Consider the following 18,224-nt stretch of genomic DNA (forward strand, 5'->3'; position numbering starts at 1 on the left):
AGTTTTTATAATGATCCTAAATTCGTTTTTCCTAGTATAATTTTATCTGACAATCGCTCGTTTTCATCACTGCAGTCAAACAGTCGTCCTGTTGGGTACACATTGTCGAGAACGGTTAACGCTTTAATAAAACTGATTAATTGGGGTTCGGGCTGTTCCTGATTTAAATCCGTTTTGGCGAACAAATAGTCTTTGTATGCTTTTTCAAATTGAATAAGCTGGTTTTCTGCGGGGTCTTTTACATCTTTTTCCCGGTATCCAATCCAGCATATTTTTGCCAGAACGTGAGCGGGCAGTTCTTCCTTAATTATTTTTTCGATGTAATTTCTAAAATCGGTATTGGCAAATCGCAATGTATATCCGGGCAGGACTACGCTCACACGATAGGAGTAGGGATCTATGGGTTCGCAATTATCGCACTCATCTGCGCAGATAGGCATGAAGGTATCCGGATTTACTGTGGTCAGATTTACATCGGGACGAAGCATCATGTGCTCGATCAAAAACATTCCTTCTTCGGTAAAATCTTCTTTCATGAAGCGGATTAATTCCAGAATCGATTTTTCTAAATCCTTCAGATTATAGTATTCAAATCTGCGGGCAATAATACGGTTTGGGTTTTTCTTGTCTTTAATTGCCGGATTTATAATGTCGTACGAATATTTCCCCGCATCTGACTGCTGAATTAAAACATTATCGATAATGGATAAATCCTGTATAGTGCCGTTTTTAAAAGCTTCTTTTATTTTATATTCCCGAGTCTGAATAATCTGCAATACGGCAAAATAAAGCTCCTTATTGGCAGCCGAAGTATCAAAGTATTCTGCTGTGGAAGAAAGTACAATCTCATCGTTATGATCTACAATACGCCATCTATAAACCGATTGATTGTCTGTGTCAATGAAATTGTACATTTGGACAAACGAATTAGAAAGATTCCTGCGGCTGTAATCTTTTATACCGATGAGTCTCGAAATTCTTTTTTCTGCTCCTGAAACATTATTAGTATTCCATAAATTGGCAATGGGCTGTTTGTAATAATAAAAAGCATTGCCTCGCTCTTTGCTGACCACTTTGTAATCTTTTAAAAAGTTTTCTTTGTCACGCAGTACCACCTGATCTGTGGTGCTGCCATAAATGGTTTTGTTGACAAATACGTATTCCGAAAAATTTTCGGCAAAACGAGACAAAAGATGGTCTAGAATTTTATTTCTTCGTTCAATATTATTGTCCTGCTGGTCAAAAAGCAGTGCCGTAATAGTTTCGTCGTTGTAATTTTCATAGCCGTTTACAATGTCATCAGCACCTTCAATGTCATTAACGACTTGAGTAAAAAGCGTTCTGGTTAAATTGCCGCTTACAGAAAGCAATTCGCTTACCTGACCCAATTGTTTAAAATAACTTCCCAATATCTGATCAAAGAATAAAAGATAGCCTTTTAATTGTTTTGCTTTAGATTTACGTTCGATAGATGCTCTTGAAGGAAGTCCGACTTCGCCAATACCATAGGTTTCAGGAAAATCATTTTGTATGGTGGTATAAAAATCGGTGTTCAGATATTCGCCATTTGGTATTTCTAATTCCTTATTCTGGCTGGCATTGGTTGTCGCTTTGTCTTTTTCGGCTTTTATGGCATCTAAATAAATTTTTACCTGAGCCTGATTGATATTCAGGGGCAATAATCCTTTGTTGTAATTGAAAACACTTTTGGCACAAATAACAGGTTTTTGATACTCTGAAAGGCATATAAGCCATTTGTTTTCGAGATCGTCACCGCCGCAATTTCCCAAAGAAATATCTTTAATCAGCACGACATCCGGTACCGACATGATGATTCTCATAATATCAGAAAGACGTACTTCATTTCTCAAATCGGCGGTAAGCAGTTCTTTAGTATCAATAAAACCATTCTCTAAACTAGGACCGTCAAAAATTTCCAAAGTTGAATATCCTTTGTCCATCATCTGTTTTAAAGAATAAAAATTGACCGTTGTCGATAAGTAACTTTCCAGAGCATCAATGACATTGGCATGAACCAGTTCTTCATCGGCTTCGGTAGCTACTTCAATATCGGCACATATTTTTATAGGATAGTCTGTCACTTTTTTGATATCCACAAGATCTTCGCAAAGGTTTCTGTTGGCGTGGTACTGCTTTCTTATTTTTTCTTTTACGATCTCTATTTCTGAGGGTTTGGAGCTTTCAAAATCTACATACAGATCGTACAAACCGTTGAGCTCAAAAGACTTTCTTAAATTTGGAGTGGCTGCTAGATCTTCAAAGTCCTTGATGTCATAAGATAGTTTATCTTTTTTACAGTCTACATAAACCGTTTTTTCATGTTTTGCCAGCCAGCAGTTTCTCACTCCTTTTATGTCTATAAATAGTTTTCGGTAATCATTTTGCGTGACCGGACTGGACGACAGTACTTCTGAAGCTTTAAAAAACTGTTTTGGAATGCCTTTATTGCTGTCATTTGATTCTAATATATTTTCTATAGGCAGATTGAGTCTCATGCCAAGATCTGAAATGGCGTAGCAAAGCATCTCGAGCATTGTGATGCCGGGATCATGTTCGTTAAAATCAGTCCAAAGTTTACTGCCAAAAGACTCTATGTATTCGATTCCTTTTTTTCTCAAATAAAAGAAATCCAAATCGTCCTCAGTCGCTGCTTTTTTAGGAATGGTGATATGTTGGTTTAGTATCGACATTTTTCAGGTTGTTCTGGTATTGGTTTTTTACAAGTTGTGATATTGGTACTGATAATGTGGTTTTTAACAGACACTAAAATGTTTTTTGGACTTGACGGTGACAGTGTGGTTAAAAAGTCTAAAAGCGGTATATTGGTCTTGTTGTTTTCGGTATCGTCCAGTATTTTAGGGTTTTCTTTATCTGTTTTTTTATCGATATAGATTGCCATTTCAAGCGTCGATAAAAAGTCTACATAATGTAAATTTTCGATATATTCTATAACAATACTGCGCTGCAGTTCGACTCCGAATATGATTTGCTTAGAGGTGTCAAATGCCCAGGGGGATAAAAATTTTATAAGATCTTCGTTGAGCTTTTTCTTGTAAAAATTCTCATCGTATTGCGGATAAAACTTTACATCCAGTTTGATTATGACTTTTTCATAATCAGGATTAATCACTTTTGCATGCACCTGCATTGAATTTTTAGAATTAATAAAACGCTCTATGCTGTTCAACACGGCGGTGCTTACTCTCGGCTCATAAATATCAAATACATTTTTGTCTACGATATCCGGAATTACAACCAGTGTTACTTTTCCATGGGCTAAAAAAGAGGTATTGGTGCCCGAAATAAAAGTATGGTTAAGGCATTTTACTCTGAAAACATTTGGGAATTCCTGTAAAATAAGATGCTCGTAATCCCAAAGTGTTATCGCCCTGTTTTTGTGCCGCAGACGTTCACTAACGCGCAGATAATAGGAGGGATCAGACTCCAAAGGTTTTCCTGAAAATGAATTAAAAGGCTGGTCGATACTTTTAATCTGCGGTACTCTGGTAATTAATTTCGATATAGTTTTGGCTGGTAAAGTGCTGTCTAAATGCGATAAATTGTTATTGTTATTAAAAAACTGGGCGGTAACAACCTGAGTTTTTACATCGATAACTTTACAGACTGCATCATATTCTTTATGCATTTTTGCTTTTACCCAAATGGTATTGGCTGGAAAAAGTGTATTGTCATTGGCGGCCTGTTTCGGAATATTAAATTTAACGATACCCGATTTTAAAAAATTATCGATACCATTTGCCAAAATATCTTTTTCCAGATTTTTCCAATAATTATCGCATAAGATGAACCATTCTACTTTTTGTTTTCCTGTAAAAGTGGGTACGGCGGTATTTTCGCTTCCTTCTAATATTTGAAATAATAATGAAATCTGCTGTGCTATTTCGGCATCCTGAAGTCCGATATAAAATTCACCTCCATTGCAATAATCCGGAACTAGATAATTTGTTACAGGCGTGCCAGGATCTAAGATTTCTTTGTTAAGGGCTTGTTGTTTCAAATAAGAATGCTCTTCGCGCTGCCCAAAAGGAGCTTCATGAAACAATTTTATTCGGTTAGACTCGTATGCAGAAGACTTAAAATCAATAGCTTCCTCAGCAGCATAATTCAGGCTGATACTTTCTACAACGGGTGTATAAGGCTCATTCGGAATTGGTGTTGCAGGGTCTGCCGCCACATTCATTATCGCCAAAGTATATATTTTGGGAAATAACGAATGCAAAAACGATTGGTTTAAGGTCAATCGGATCGGGCCGCTTTTGCCAATCTCATAATCGCTGCCTTTTAGATTGATAGTAGATTCAAATAATTGTTCTTCTGCAGAATAATCAAATAAATTGACGTCTGTTTTTTGCTCCTGCCAAACTTCTTTATCTAAAACAGCTGCTGTTGCTTTAAAATAGTTGGCTGTAACAATTGGATCTCCAGTGTTTACTGTGGTTGAAGTGTTAGTTGCTACAACAGCTTTTATTTTCGGATCATTTTTTTTTGCAGCTCCATCTTCAGGCTGGTTGACATTCAGTTTAGCATTGTTTGCACTGATGAAAATGGCATCAATAAAAATCTTTTTGCTTATTGTTTCTAGAAAACTCTTTTTGTAGGCGGCATAATGCGTTTCAAATGAAATTGGAGTATTTTTCCACTTTATGTTAATGTCGGCTTCGGTCCATTTTTTTGAGAATATTTCAGGATAATTTATGATAAACGAACTGTTTTTTTCGGGCTGTGTTGTAAAAGGGAAAAAGGGTTTTGCAGCGTTAAGCAGGCCGGTATCACTTTCTAATAACAGCGATTTCACATCATTCACTTCCACTTTTACAGTAATGCTGTTTACTGTTTTTGTAACTAAATTTCTAAAAAGACTGTGTCCGTTTTTATCTGACGTATTGATTAAAAACCGAATTACAGGCAGTTCTGTCGAGAAAAATTCTCCTAAAACTTTTGGGTCATAACCCACAATTGCCGGATCATCTTTCGGAATCTGAAAAACTAATTTCAATTGGTTACCGCCAATGCTGGAAGATTGAAATCCATTCTTAAAACCAACGTTTTTGCCAAGTTCAAAATTTCCAATCCATCCTTTTTTACCGCTGTATAAAATGCTGATGTTTTTTAAAGGTTCGTCTGTCGTAAAGGGAATATCAGAAAAATCAAAAACCTGATCAAAAGTAATGGTGATGTCAATATTTCTATCGCCTTCTTTAAGATTGAATAATTCTGAAGCTATTGCAAAACCTAATTTGGCATCGTCCAATTCTGGATATTTCTCTTTATCAGCTGTATATCCAAAAGGAAACCAATATGGAGCGTCTTCGTTTAGCGGCTCTCCTTTTCCGTCAAGGGAATTTGCTATTTCACTGCATTTTATTTTACCTCGATCAACGTCATTGTACACATTTTTCAGGTACGCTATGCTGGCTTTATTGGCAATAAATTCTTCGGTGGTTTTGTATATTAATTTTTTGCCATCGGGATCTTTTCCAGCATCAAGTTCTGTGTTTACGGCGATTTTTTCTTCGGCAATTTTTTTCGCCAGTTCAAAAATAATATTCACTTTGTCTGCTTTTGCAGGCAGTTTTTCGATTTGCAGAATGTCTTTATAGAAAAAATCTAAATGTTTTTTGGTTATAAGATTAAGTTTGTTTTGAGATAATTCTAATAATTTCAGAAAACATACAAATAAGGTCAGGTGAGGAGTAAGGTCTTGGTTTATATGAGCATTCGATAATGTTTTGGTGATGTTTTCTTTTAAAGCAGCGTATTCTTTATCCGTTCTTTTCGGAATGCCAAACGGAAGCTCTTCTTTTGAAAATCCGAAATAACTGAAAAATTCCTGCCAGTCTCCTTCAGGGTTTTTATCGTTATTGGTATCAAAAAAGTTGACTTCTCTGGCAAAATTATAAGCAAATAACAGCCAGTCTTCAATAGTAAAATCATGTAGTTTTAAGTTGCCCGGCTCTAGTGCGTCACTAAAGCGTTCTTCCTGATTGACTCCATTTCTTTTAAAAATAACATTGTCTATGTGGCTGTTGGTACTCATAGCTTAAACTTTAAATATTAGTGCCTTCTCCTTTGTAAAAGGGATAAACAAGATTGCTTCTTGAGTTTGTACTTCTTATTTTGTAGTCGATTATGACCAATAATTCTCCTTCTAAATCATCACCTTGAGTGATGTCAATTTTTTCGACATCAATTCGAGGTTCGTAATATAAAATCGCCGTTTTTATGAGTTCTGAAACATACGTTTTGAGTGTTCTGTCTAATGTTTCAAAAAGCAGTTCATCCATATTGCAACCGTATCTGGGCAGCATAATGCGTTCGCCTATCTTGGTAGAAAGCAAGATCTCCAGACTGCTTTTAATATCTCCTTCGTCAGTTGTCATGACGACCGCTTTATTGTTTCTTTTAAACTCGGGCGGAAAACTCCATCCGGTTCCTAAAAAAGCTTCTTTATTTTCCATGATTACCCTATTAAAACAGTTGGACATCCTATTATAATCGTGCCGCCATGCGCAGTAGAATCACCCATTCTTGCGGCTGGTTTTCCGCCAATCAGCACTGTACTGGAGCCGGCTATAATGCTGTCCGGCGGTCCTGTACAAACGATCATGTCTCCCAGGCAGGCTGCAGGCTGGCCGCCTATTAATACTGTTGGTGTACCCGGTGGCAATATTGGTCCGCCCACATGAGGGACAGTTGCGGTTACCATTGGGCAAACATGCATATCATTGATTCTTGCGGCTGGAGCTCCCATACTTATTTTTTTAGTGGTTGACCTTCTATTTAAGAATTTAATAACTGAAGGCAGCGAAGCAAAAAGTTAATTTATTTGAACAATGCTGCCTTTTACTATTGCAACTGCGGCAGATGACATTTCTACGCCGGCACTGCCTTCGGCTTTAAATTGGGCGGTTGCTTTTAGGTTTACATTGGTACCTTCAATTTTGACATCGCCTGTTGCTTTTATCGAAATATCGCCTGCACTTTCCATCTTTATTCCTGCGCTGTCAATGGTAATCACGTTAGAATTTTCGTCTTCAATAACTATAGATCCTTTGTCTTCGTCCAGTGTTATTTTTTTGCCTGCCGGAGTTTCAATAGCTATCGATTTTTTTTCATCATCAAAAAGCACTTTCATTTCGCTTCTTGTAAAAATCCCTTTTTGATGGTTATCGTCAACTGCTTTTAGAGGGGCAGGTTTTGCACTGCTGTGAAGCATTCCGAGTACAATTGCATCATTAGGATCTTCGTTGATGAAGCCAATAATTACTTCGTCTTCAATTTCGGGCCTGAAAAAAGTACCTCTGTTGTCACCTGCATCCAAAGCGGCTACTCGGCACCAAATGCCCTGTTCTTCGTTATTGATAATCGGTATTTTTACCAAAATGCGGTCTTCGCCGTCGGGATCGTCCTGCAGCTGGGTGACAATACCAATATGCAGTCCTTTTATGGATGGAATTATTCCTGAAGCCGATGGTGTATTGATATCGTAAGTTTCAGAAAACCATTCAGGATTCAATCCAAACTGCGCGTTTACAGTCCAATTGCCGTTTGCAATTTCATGGAAGACTCCCGTAATATAGGCTTTGCCGTTAAAGCGATCTCCTACGCCTTCCAGTGTAATAATCGTGTTGGGTTTTACTGCGGGAATTCCTTGAAATTTTACTCTTCCGCGAACTTTTGAAAGCTGCTGAAATAATAATTTTGCATCGGCCCAATCCTGTAATTCGGTATCGGTAACATTACCGCCATGACGCAGTTCTAAATTTTCGAGCTTTACCACATCAGATAAATCCGAAGGAGCTAAATTTCCGTTGAGATTGACGCTCGGATCTTTGGCTTCCATTTCTAATAATTCCTGATTGGAGGCATTCCAACTATAGGATGAAACTTTGACAAACTGATTTCGAGCATCCATTTCGGCATCAAAATCGAGCATACTGGAACCAAAAGCAACTGTTTCAACTGGTGCAGCAGCCAAATCAGGTTTTTTAATCGAAATTTTTCCGTTTTCAACAAAACATAATTTTCCGTTGGCCTGCGCACGGGAGACTATAAAATCCCAATCCGAAGTATTGTACTGCACTAACTCTTTGTGACTGTAATTGGTGCTTTCAACCTCTTTTTGCAATCCGTACGTGCCTATAATTTCTTCAAAAACATCACTGTCTTTTACATCATAAAAATATTTGCTTTTTCTGCCGATAGTCAGTTTTACAGCTTCGTCTTTGCATTCTACAATTAACAGCGATGAATTGTCTTTTATTTTTATGGAATGTTTTACAACAATTCCTTTGTAAATGGTTTCTTCGTCACTGTGATAACCTGCTTTTATTTCTATTTTTTTCCCCGGAATGAGCAGATCTTCATTACTTAGTTTAAAATCCTGTGCAGCGGCATCACCATCGATCAAAACAATTTGCGCCATAGGTATTCTGTTCACCTCATTATGTACCACAATGCTCATTACTTGGTAAATACCAGAGAGTTCATTTCCCTCAATGAGTAATTTGTGCGTAACTAAATCTGCACTTTTACTGGTTTGTATGACGCCGCTATTGTTCATCTATTGTTGTTTTTGCAGAGGTGGAAAAAATATTTTCTGGCCGATTTTTAATTTTCTGAAATTGATGAGTTTGTTGGCTTTTGCTACTTCGAGATAATATTTGGAATCGCCATAGATTCTAAAAGACATTAACGGAAGCGTATCGCCCGCTTTTACAATTCGGGTATGTGTTAAATCCGGAGATTGATTGTTTTGCTGTTTTGCCCGTAACTCATCTTCAACAACTCCTTTAAATTTTCCTTTTGCAAGGGCTCTAATGGGCGTTCCATCGGGTCTGAAAAGTTTATACTCAATCGTCATTTCTGTGAGAGATCCTTTAAACAGCAGGCTTCCCCAAGCAATTTTTAAGTAATTAGGCTTATGTTCTGTGCCATTGTAGTCTAAAATTACTTTTCTAAAATGCTCAATATCTTCAATAACACCATTTTCGGTAGTTTCTTTACCTGCAATAACGCCTGTTCGGTCAAACACAAAATCCAATTCCAATTCCTCTGGAGCAATAGCCGCAAATCGTGGCGCCGGACTGCTTGTTCCGGGAGCCTGCGTTGTGTCTTGCGCTATTTTGTAATGAAAAATATATTTTTCGGGATTCATCAAAGTAATGAACTCTTCAATATCCGAAACAGGATTGTTGAATTGAGAATCGCTGTAAGCAATGATCTTCAGTTTCTTTAATTCACCAGTGGTTGTCATATCAGCGTTCTTTTTTTCGTTCAATAATTTTCATTACCTGCTCAACACAATCAGCCACAGTATCTTTTTCAGTAGTAGAAGAAGAGGCTGGTTTTGCACCTGGATTTGAGTTTTCGTTCACGTTGATTTTAATGTGAAGCTCTTTGATTTCAATTGGCATGGCAGTATTATTTTTTATGAAGTGTGAAATAATTATAAGCAAGCTCAAAGCTTTCAACAACAATTTTACTTTCTAAAGCACTAAAATCTTCCACTGCCCATTTTACAGGATAAGCATGTATCACTTTCCAGTGCATCAAAGGCTGATGGTTTTGATTCAGGAGTTTAACGGTTAAATCGACGGGCTTAAAATCGAAATTTTCTAAGGCTTTTCGGCACCAGTCAATTACTTCAGAATCAATAAGAATCCCCCTTTTTAAAACCAAATTGGGATATTTGGTTTTTACCGGAAGTTTGTGTTTAAACCTATTTTCTCCACCCTCGACAATTTCTTCCGTTTCAAGATCTACAGAAAGTCCTGATACCGATTGAAATTGGTGGTCTTGTTCTTTTGTGCCCAGTTTATCGAACTCAACTAGAAAGTGAAAACCGACGGGTGGATAATAATTAGACATGATTAATCATTTTGAATAGACAAACCTTCATGAACCAATTCTATTGACTCGATAGCAACTTCGTTTCCATCGGCTTTTAAATCAGTTGACTGCACTTTTGTAGGCCACGCATTTTTTACTTTCCAGGTAATCACTGGTTCGTGCTCCTCATTCAGTAATTTGATGGTAATGTCCCTTCTTTGGATGGTATTTAATTTTACCGTATTCCACCAATTATAGTATTCATTGTCGCTTTTAAAAGTGCCTCTTTTTAAGGTAATGTTAGAGAACTTCTGCATGCCTGGCATTTTGATTTTACTGTACTCAGGACTAGCGCCCTGACGGTACTCAATAACTTCAGTTTCTACGTCTAATCCGGAAACTTCTGTAAAACCTATTTTTGTTCCATTCCAGTCAACTGAGAAATGAAACTTTGGTAGCGGATAACTCATGATTTATATTTTTAAATGTTATTTGTTAAATTAAGATTCCTGCATTTTGTGAGAGAAACGAAGTATGATGAATTCTGCGGGACGAACCACAGCCATTCCGATTTCGACAATCATACGGCCTTCCAGAATATCCAGTGCAGACATGGTTTGTCCGAGACCGATTCTCACATAAAAAGCTTGTTCTGGTTTGGCTCCAGCCAAAGCTCCGGCTCTCCATTGCAGAATTAAAAAATTCTCGATCATAGCGCGTACTCTAATCCAAGTGTTGGCATCATTGGGTTCAAAAACGAACTGCTCTGTAGCTTTTTTGATAGATTCTTCGGCCATGTTAAAAAAACGTCGAACAGGAACATAACGCCATTCATTATCATTGCCGGCCAGAGTTCTTGACCCCCAAACCAAGGTTCCTTTTCCAGTAAAGCTTCTTATAGCATTAATAGATTTGCCGGCAACGGTATCGACATTTAAATTGTCCTGATCGACATTTGTAATTTTTAGTGTTGGGCTTATTACATAGTTAATCCCCACATTGGCAGGTGCTTTCCAAACGCCTCTGTTAGAATCTACACGGGCATAAATTCCCGCCACGGCGCTGCTTGGAGGCAGTGTAAGCGGTAAAGCACCAATTTCTGCTTTTATAGCATTGTACGATTTATTGTCAAAACCTTCAATATCACCAAGATAACGCCCATTCATAGCGCCGTTGTTTACATCAGTAGTCGTTACATCGTTGATTTCGTCTCGGATGTTTTGAACCAATACCGTCAGACTGTCTGTCAAAGCAGCCTGATTGAAAACATCTACAGAAATGTTCAGATTATCATTTGGTAATTGAGTAATAGAATTGTTTGGAGCTGTAGGCACCGTAAAAGTCAGCAGTTTGCCAATCTCTCCAATCACGTTGGTGGTATTGGTTTTAACGTTCTGTGCAACTTTTAGATCTGTATTGGCCGCTTTTAATTTAGCAGTTAGATCAATAAGATTGTCTCTTACTTTTTCGATTTTATTGTTTCCTTCAAATAAACCCACAAAAACGTCCAGAGCAGTCTGAAGCGCATTTCCAGCTCCAGCAGCTTCTTCTACAGAAGCTATGGCAGATTCTGCCGCGTTTTGTATTTTATCTTTATCCGAAATTAAAGAGCTCAAATCTTTAGTAAGCTTTTCTAAAATCGGAATAAAAGCGGCTGTTTTGGCAACCTGAAAAGTTTCGGATCCTGTGGCTGCATTGTTAAAACCAGCGGCACTGTCAATATAAGTGAGTGCATCGGCAACGGTTCCAGAAATTAAATCATTTACAGTATCACCACTGTCGTCGGTTACAGTAACCAGACTAGCTACAGTAAGCGGTAAAGTGGTCAAAGCATTTACAACTTCGCCAAAAGCCGTGGCGATAGCGTCGGGAACATTCGTAACGTGGTTGATTAGAATATCGTCTTCATTATAGCGGTAATCCAGAATGGTATCCAGATACGGATAATAAGCCGCCCCATATTTTAAATAATCTTTCTCCAGCGCAATCTGGCCTCTTAAAGCCAAAGAATCGGCACCAATATCAGTAGAACTATAGGTGTCAATAATAGTAAATCGGTCTTGAAGATCATGGCATTGAATCAATGCATTAGAATATAAAGTATAAAATTCTATTTCAGACAGCGCTTTAGCATCGGGAAATAAAATTAAAGTTGGTTCGTCTTCTGCTTTTAATAAATTCAATCCTGCAGTCAAATCGGCAAAAACAACAGGATTTTCGTTGCTGTTTACATCCTCATAATTTCTAACAGAAACAATATAACATGGTCCGCCGCCATTTGCAAAATACATTTGAAGTGCATAATACATTAAAAATGGTTTTGGAGAACTTGGCTGATTCACCACAATCTTTCTTTCTGTTACTATATTGTCTGTTACCACATCGGTTACATTTACCGAAATAGAATCTTCTGGGTAAGCAAAACCAAAATAAGTTTCATAATCCAGTAAAGAAGTAATTCGGGTAGGAACCCTGTCTAAGTCGTTATCGACTTTTTTAGCAGCTTTTTCTGTGTAGCCGATAAAAGCAGGAATCGCTGTTTCTACCTGAGCAACAGAAGGAGGAAACTTTACGATTTCCTCAACATATACCCCAGGTGTTTTGTAAGTTGTTGCCATGATTAAATTGATTTAATTATTAAATAAATATTTCTGAATAAAAATCACCGTCGATTTTTAGTATTGATTTTACAGATGGATTAGGATAATGACTGTCTGCAGCTTGCGGCGGCGTAAAATCAAGGAGCGGATCAATTTCGACAAAACCAGAACGTGTAAGCGGTTTTGCTGCATTGGTTTCAATTGCTGTAGATGCTTTATGATTGATGTATTTCCAAAATGTTTTTCGATTATCGAAATGAATTTTAAAATTTGGATGAACAATTTTTCCCGCGTTTGTTATAATGTTTCCCGAAACAGCATCGCCCTGAAGATTTAGTGAAATAATCCCGAAAACGTCTTGTTTTTGTGATGCCGGCAAAGCTGCCATAAGAGCGGCTGTAGTTACTTTGGATACCAGATAATCATTTGAAATGAGTTTAGTATCATTTATTTTCGAAATATATTGAAATGTATCCGGCTCTGCTGCTGGTTTTACATTGCTGAATAAAAAGATTTGATTAGCAGCATCATCCAAATTGGTGTAATTTTCAAACTGATATTCTTTTATAGAAATGATAAATTGTAAGTTTAAAGCAGCAGGGATTTTTACAAACGGATCAGTATCGTCAGTTTCTTTTACTTTAACATATACTTTAAAACCCGTTTTAGTGGTTTTAAAAATCATTTTATAATTTTTAAGCACCGTATTGGTTTGTGCGCTTGGAGCAATTACTGCAAAAGAATCGATATTAAAGTTTTGCAGCATTTTTTCTTTTGCCGCGGCATTCATGCCCGCAAAGATTTCTTCTCCGTTATTGAGAAAGTAATTATGAAAAATAGTTACTTCAAACAAAAGGCTGTATGTTAGACTAAAACTCATGACTGTTCTTTTGTTTTGGCTGTTCCTCGAATCGTACTTACTAATTGTCCTGCTCCCTGTGGTATGTTGCGTTCTATTTGTATCATGCTCACTTTGTATAAAGCAGACGGAAGCTGTTTACCGCCTAAAGTGCCCCATATATAATTGAGTTCTTCAAAAGTGGGAGTGTAGAGTTCTACCGAAAATCTGAAATTATCGATGTTGGCCATTGCTACATTATTTCTGTTGTAAATTGTATTGGCTTGTGTAAAAAGTTTTTTGCCCTGAAAAAAAGCAATGATTTTTGAAATATCATTGAGAGAATTGATATAAGCAAGTCTGTTGGCACTGAAAAGTAAATACAGATTCAAATTAATGACACTGTTTTTGTAAATAGTTTTAGTGTTTTCGATAGTATGATTTGGAAAATTTTTTAAAGCAGCTTCTTCATCTATATTGATTAAGGTCAAGGCTACTTTATCTTCTAAAGTTGTTGTGCTGTTGTCATTTTGAGATTCTAGAAAAGCAATATTTTCTGCCACAACGGTTTTTTCCAGCCCGATTTCTTCGAGATAGTTATTAACTTGTTCTGTAATTATTTGAATAACTTCAAAAACCATTTTGATACTATTTTATATTCGACATTTTGAGGACTAAAAATCTTTTTGAAAAATATAACAGCGGCACACAGATCATAATGAATAAAGATTTTACAGCTGTGCTTAAAATTGTAAAAGATTGAGGCTTATAGAGTTTGTCGAAGATAGATAAACCAACAGGTACAAGAAAAGGGGAAAAATCCCCTTTTTTTAATTATTTAAAATATTGATTTATAGTTAGTTGTGAAAGTTTTTTAGATCGCTTTTTTTTAAATGAAAATACGGCTGAAAATACCAATTGAAGTTGTTTTTATTGTTTTAAATGAAGGTTATTATTTTGTTTTTTTAGCGAAAGAAGTGTGTCATTTCTGATGCGTCTAAGGCTGTTTATTTGTTTTTTAAACGATTTTAAAAAATAAAATCCTTAAATTGTAAAGACTAAACACCATTTTTATGCTTTTTAAGAAACTACTTTTACTATTTTTTTTCTCTGTTTTACTTTCCTGCGGCCACAAAAAAGAACAGGAATTGACAGCAAGAGAAAATGAAATTTTAAAACGAGAACAACAATTTGCCGACAAGGAAGCTGAATACCAAAAACTGCTTGATATGAGAGACAGTTTGAACGCTCTTAAAACGGTAGAAGATTCTGTTCCGAAAATTAAAAACTGGCCAAAAAATATAGCAGTGTCCTGGAACAGTAAAATTGTCTGTAGAGAATCGAATTGCAGTAATTATGTTATTGGCGACCAGCGAAATGAAGTCTGGCAATTTGTATCAGATTCTACAGGAAATTATGCAAATGTCATTAATAACAACAAACTGATTCGTGTTTACTCAGGCTTGTATGATGCAGAAAAAATTACCCTTGATTTTACTGAAGACAATACTGCCAAAAACAAATTAAAAATAAATATAGTACTTGATGATGTTAAAGAAAGTGTTATAAAGGGCACACAAACCATTATCGGACAGGATAATTGTACCGCAAAATTCTCTGTCGAACTTACACCTTCTTCAAAAAAATAACACATGTTTTTAAGTATACAACATATTACACTTCCTATAGATGATCCGCTTTTAAAATTCCTCATAGAATTGATCATCATTTTATGTATTCCGCTTTTACTCAACAAAATAAAAGTACCACATTTATTAGGTCTTATTATTGCAGGTGCCGTAATAGGCCCAAACGGATTTAATGTTCTTTCCAGAGACAGCAGTGTTGTGGTTACAGGAACAACCGGACTTTTGTATATAATGTTTCTGGCGGGACTGGAAATTGATATGGGAGATTTTAAGAAGAATAAATGGAAAAGCATTACCTTTTCTATTTACACTTTTGCAGCACCTTTTATTATGGGTTTTGTCGGAGGTTATTATATATTACATTTTTCAATTCTCACGTCTATTCTTTTCGCAAGTCTTTTTTCGTCACACACCTTAATTGTTTATCCCATGGTAAGCGGCATGGGAATTGCCAAAAATCTTTCGGTTAATATTACAGTCGGCGGTACTATGATTACAGATGTACTTTCGCTTTTGGTATTGGCAGTTGTTGTGGGAATGTCGCAGGGAGAAGTCGGTGCCGCTTTTTGGATCAAATTATCGGTTTCAATGGTTTTGTTTACTTCGATCGTTTTATTGCTGTTTCCGATAATAGCAAGATGGTTTTTTAAAAATGTCGAAGACAAAATCTCGCAATATATTTTTGTAATTGTAATGATTTATCTTGCCGCTCTGCTGGCAGAACTTGCAGGAATAGAAGCAATCATCGGTGCTTTTTTTGCTGGATTAGCACTTAACAGATTGATTCCGCATACCTCGTCACTTATGAATCGCGTGGAGTTTGTGGGAAACGCTATTTTTATTCCTTTCTTCCTAATTAGTGTCGGAATGCTGATTGATTTTAAAGCCTTTTTCAAAAGTTGGGAAACTCTGGGCGTTGCGTCGATAATGTTAGTTGCTTCAATCGGCGGTAAATACATTGCGGCAATGCTGACTAAAAAGACCTTTCGCTTGACGAATGATGAAGGACAGCTTATTTTTGGTTTGAGTGCAGCATCTGCAGCGGCAACTTTAGCTTCGGTTATGGTAGGATATAATATTATTATTTCTGAAACTGAAACGGGAGAACCAATAAGACTTTTAAACGAACACGTTCTAAACGGAAGTATTCTTTTAATCTTGATTTCGTGTACCATATCTTCTTTTGTTTCTATGGCCAGTGCGCAGCGTATTGCCGAAGCTGATAAAGACGACACCGTTTCTGGAAAAAACGAAGATGATGAAAAAATCCTTCTTGCAGTAAATCATGAAGCTACTGTAGAAAAAATGGTTAATCTGGGTTTAATGGTAAAAACGAATGCGAACAAAAATCTCTTTGCCATTAATATAATCAATGATGAAGCCAATGAATCGTCTGAAAAAAATGCAGAAAAAATATTAGGCGCTGCAAGCCAAATGGCGGCTGGAGCAGATGTCAAGTTAAAAGCAATTACAAGACACGATAATGATGTTGTAAACGGCATTAGCAATGTTATAAAAGAACAAGGAATCACCGATCTTATTATTGGACTAGAAGGGCAAAAAGGTTTTTCGCCTAGTTTTATATACAATTTGTATAATGGTTATCTGCACAATAAAAACATCAATGTTTTGGTGTATCACGGTGTACAGCCATTATCAACAATAAAGAGGTACGTTGTTTTGATTCCTTCAAATGCAGAAAAAGATGCTGGATTTTTTCATTCCATGCTTCGAATTTGGAATATCGGACGTAATTCTGGTGCGAAAATGAGTTTTTTTGGAAATGATAAAACCCTCGAAATTCTAATAAGAATTGCAAAAAATGCCAATCTGGAAGCCGAATTTAATACCATTTCTTCATGGTCTGAAGCAGTACAAAAAGCCTACAGTCTAAAAGAAGATGAAGGACTTATTGTTATGATGGCCGATAGAGGCATGTACTCTTATTTTCCTCAAATGCGCGAAGTGCCTGAATTACTCAATAAAGAATTAAATAATAATTATCTGCTGATTTATCCTTTTTCTAAAACATATAAAAATGCTTCTGAAAAAAGAGCAGTAAGTAATCTGGATGATTTTGCTGAAATTGGAAAAATCATTGGTAGAATTTTCAAATAAATAAAATAAAAAATGGAGAATTATGATGTTCTCCATTTTTTACTATTCTCGAATGGACGTTTTATCCTGAAGCGTCATTTTTGCAATTTCATCTTTTCGTTTAAAACTAACGCCTTTGTGTTTTTTCATATCTAATTTTGAGTACTTATAAATTAAATTGTAGATTTTTCCTTTGCTTTTAGATTTATGAGAAGCGCAGCTTGATGTATTTTTTAATACAACTGACTCCTTTCACATTGCAGCAGATTTAAGGCATAGAGATTTGTATGGGTAAGCAAAATGAAATGCGATAAAAAGTATTAGCATTGGATTATATACACTTTTGATTGTAAATGGCTATACGAAGATATTGATAATAAGAATATTTAACTTAAAAATATTCAAATTCAAAAGCAACGATATTTCGTCGGATACTATATAAGTATGTTTATTTCTAGTATAATTTGAGATTTTCGAGGATTTGGAGATAGATTAAGGACTAAAAACGTTTGAATGACTTATAATTTTGTTGTTTTGAATAGTGAATAATCACTAAAAAGAGATTTTATAATGAAAAATAGAAGATGCTTCTAAAAAAGCTTTAATTCTAAATAATGATAAATCAGAAGGTTATATAAAAGGAGGAAAAAAAATCAAAAATAATGAGAAAAAAATAGAGCAAAGCGCTTGTTTATCTAAATAAACAGCCTATCTTTGCACCCCGCAAACGACGTTTAGCAAACGCTTTTAAAAGAGAAGTTGACTAAACAGAAACACGGAAAGTTCCTTGAGATACTGATAGAGAAATTAAGAAAAAGAGACGAAAAAAAAAGTTTCAAATTTTTTTAAATTTTTCTTGCAGGAAACAAAAAGAATTTTTAGTTTTGCACCCGCTTTGAGAAACAAGCGAGACAAAAAGAAATACACGTTCGTAGACATATTGAATTGACAGCCGTCCCGATTACATCGGGACAAAAAAATAAGAGTAATAGAGTCGTAAGATTCGAGAGAGACTGATAGTATTTATCGTTTAATAATATAAAAATATACGATGAAGAGTTTGATCCTGGCTCAGGATGAACGCTAGCGGCAGGCTTAACACATGCAAGTCGAGGGGTATATGTCTTCGGATATAGAGACCGGCGCACGGGTGCGTAACGCGTATGC

The 18,224-nt window shown here is 36.2% G+C and carries 14 protein-coding genes and 1 rRNA gene; 3 read left to right on the plus strand and 12 right to left on the minus strand.

Annotation, left to right across the window (positions count from 1 at the left end):
• Positions 1-5 precede the first annotated feature (5 nt).
• The 12 genes from C4F50_RS16210 to C4F50_RS16265 all read right to left on the minus strand — a co-directional run bounded on the left by C4F50_RS16210 (position 6) and on the right by C4F50_RS16265 (position 13,952).
• Entirely contained in the window at positions 6-2,711 is a 2,706-nt protein-coding gene (locus C4F50_RS16210) for a hypothetical protein (protein ID WP_194139685.1), read from the minus strand.
• Positions 2,699-6,079 (minus strand): baseplate J/gp47 family protein, encoded by a 3,381-nt coding sequence (locus C4F50_RS16215; RefSeq protein WP_194139686.1) that lies wholly within the window; start codon positions 6,077-6,079, stop codon positions 2,699-2,701. Before C4F50_RS16215 ends, C4F50_RS16210 begins: the two co-directional genes overlap by 13 nt.
• Positions 6,080-6,089: 10 nt before the next feature.
• Positions 6,090-6,500 carry a GPW/gp25 family protein gene (locus C4F50_RS16220; RefSeq protein WP_194139687.1) on the minus strand — a complete coding sequence of 137 codons (411 nt, stop codon included), beginning with the start codon at positions 6,498-6,500 and terminating at the stop codon, positions 6,090-6,092.
• A 2-nt stretch (positions 6,501-6,502) separates the two neighbouring features.
• Positions 6,503-6,793: a PAAR domain-containing protein gene (locus C4F50_RS16225; RefSeq protein WP_194139688.1), complete on the minus strand. Its 291-nt coding sequence runs from the start codon at positions 6,791-6,793 to the stop codon at positions 6,503-6,505.
• A gap of 66 nt (positions 6,794-6,859) precedes the next feature.
• The gene (gene vgrG / locus C4F50_RS16230) at positions 6,860-8,605 is read right to left on the minus strand and encodes a type VI secretion system tip protein VgrG (RefSeq protein WP_194139689.1); all 1,746 of its coding nucleotides are present in this window, start codon (positions 8,603-8,605) and stop codon (positions 6,860-6,862) included.
• Positions 8,606-9,298, minus strand: a complete 693-nt coding sequence (locus tag C4F50_RS16235; protein WP_194139690.1) for a CIS tube protein — start codon at positions 9,296-9,298, stop codon at positions 8,606-8,608.
• A 1-nt stretch (position 9,299) separates the two neighbouring features.
• Positions 9,300-9,458, minus strand: coding sequence for a DUF5908 family protein (locus C4F50_RS16240; protein ID WP_194139691.1), 159 nt, complete (start codon positions 9,456-9,458; stop codon positions 9,300-9,302).
• Positions 9,459-9,465: 7 nt separating this feature from the next.
• A complete protein-coding gene (locus C4F50_RS16245) occupies positions 9,466-9,912 on the minus strand; it encodes a phage tail protein (RefSeq protein WP_194139692.1) in 447 nt (148 codons plus the stop codon).
• Between the two features lie 2 nt (positions 9,913-9,914).
• Positions 9,915-10,343 (minus strand): phage tail protein, encoded by a 429-nt coding sequence (locus C4F50_RS16250; protein WP_194139693.1) that lies wholly within the window; start codon positions 10,341-10,343, stop codon positions 9,915-9,917.
• Between the two features lie 30 nt (positions 10,344-10,373).
• Entirely contained in the window at positions 10,374-12,491 is a 2,118-nt protein-coding gene (locus tag C4F50_RS16255; RefSeq protein WP_194139694.1) for a phage tail sheath C-terminal domain-containing protein, read from the minus strand.
• Between the two features lie 19 nt (positions 12,492-12,510).
• On the minus strand, positions 12,511-13,353 hold the full coding sequence (locus C4F50_RS16260) for a hypothetical protein (protein WP_194139695.1): 843 nt from the start codon (positions 13,351-13,353) through the stop codon (positions 12,511-12,513).
• Positions 13,350-13,952, minus strand: coding sequence for a Pvc16 family protein (locus tag C4F50_RS16265; protein ID WP_194139696.1), 603 nt, complete (start codon positions 13,950-13,952; stop codon positions 13,350-13,352). Before C4F50_RS16265 ends, C4F50_RS16260 begins: the two co-directional genes overlap by 4 nt.
• Positions 13,953-14,384: 432 nt before the next feature.
• On the opposite strand from C4F50_RS16265, the gene C4F50_RS16270 reads away from it, so the two are divergent.
• From C4F50_RS16270 to C4F50_RS16280, 3 genes are all read left to right on the plus strand, one after another.
• Entirely contained in the window at positions 14,385-14,960 is a 576-nt protein-coding gene (locus tag C4F50_RS16270) for a hypothetical protein (protein WP_194139697.1), read from the plus strand.
• A 3-nt stretch (positions 14,961-14,963) separates the two neighbouring features.
• The gene (locus C4F50_RS16275; protein WP_194139698.1) at positions 14,964-17,078 is read left to right on the plus strand and encodes a cation:proton antiporter; all 2,115 of its coding nucleotides are present in this window, start codon (positions 14,964-14,966) and stop codon (positions 17,076-17,078) included.
• Positions 17,079-18,105: 1,027 nt separating this feature from the next.
• A 16S ribosomal RNA gene (locus tag C4F50_RS16280) occupies positions 18,106-18,224 on the plus strand; the annotation flags it as partial.

The sequence above is a fragment of the Flavobacterium hungaricum genome, assembly GCF_015182285.1.
Taxonomy (GTDB): domain Bacteria; phylum Bacteroidota; class Bacteroidia; order Flavobacteriales; family Flavobacteriaceae; genus Flavobacterium; species Flavobacterium hungaricum.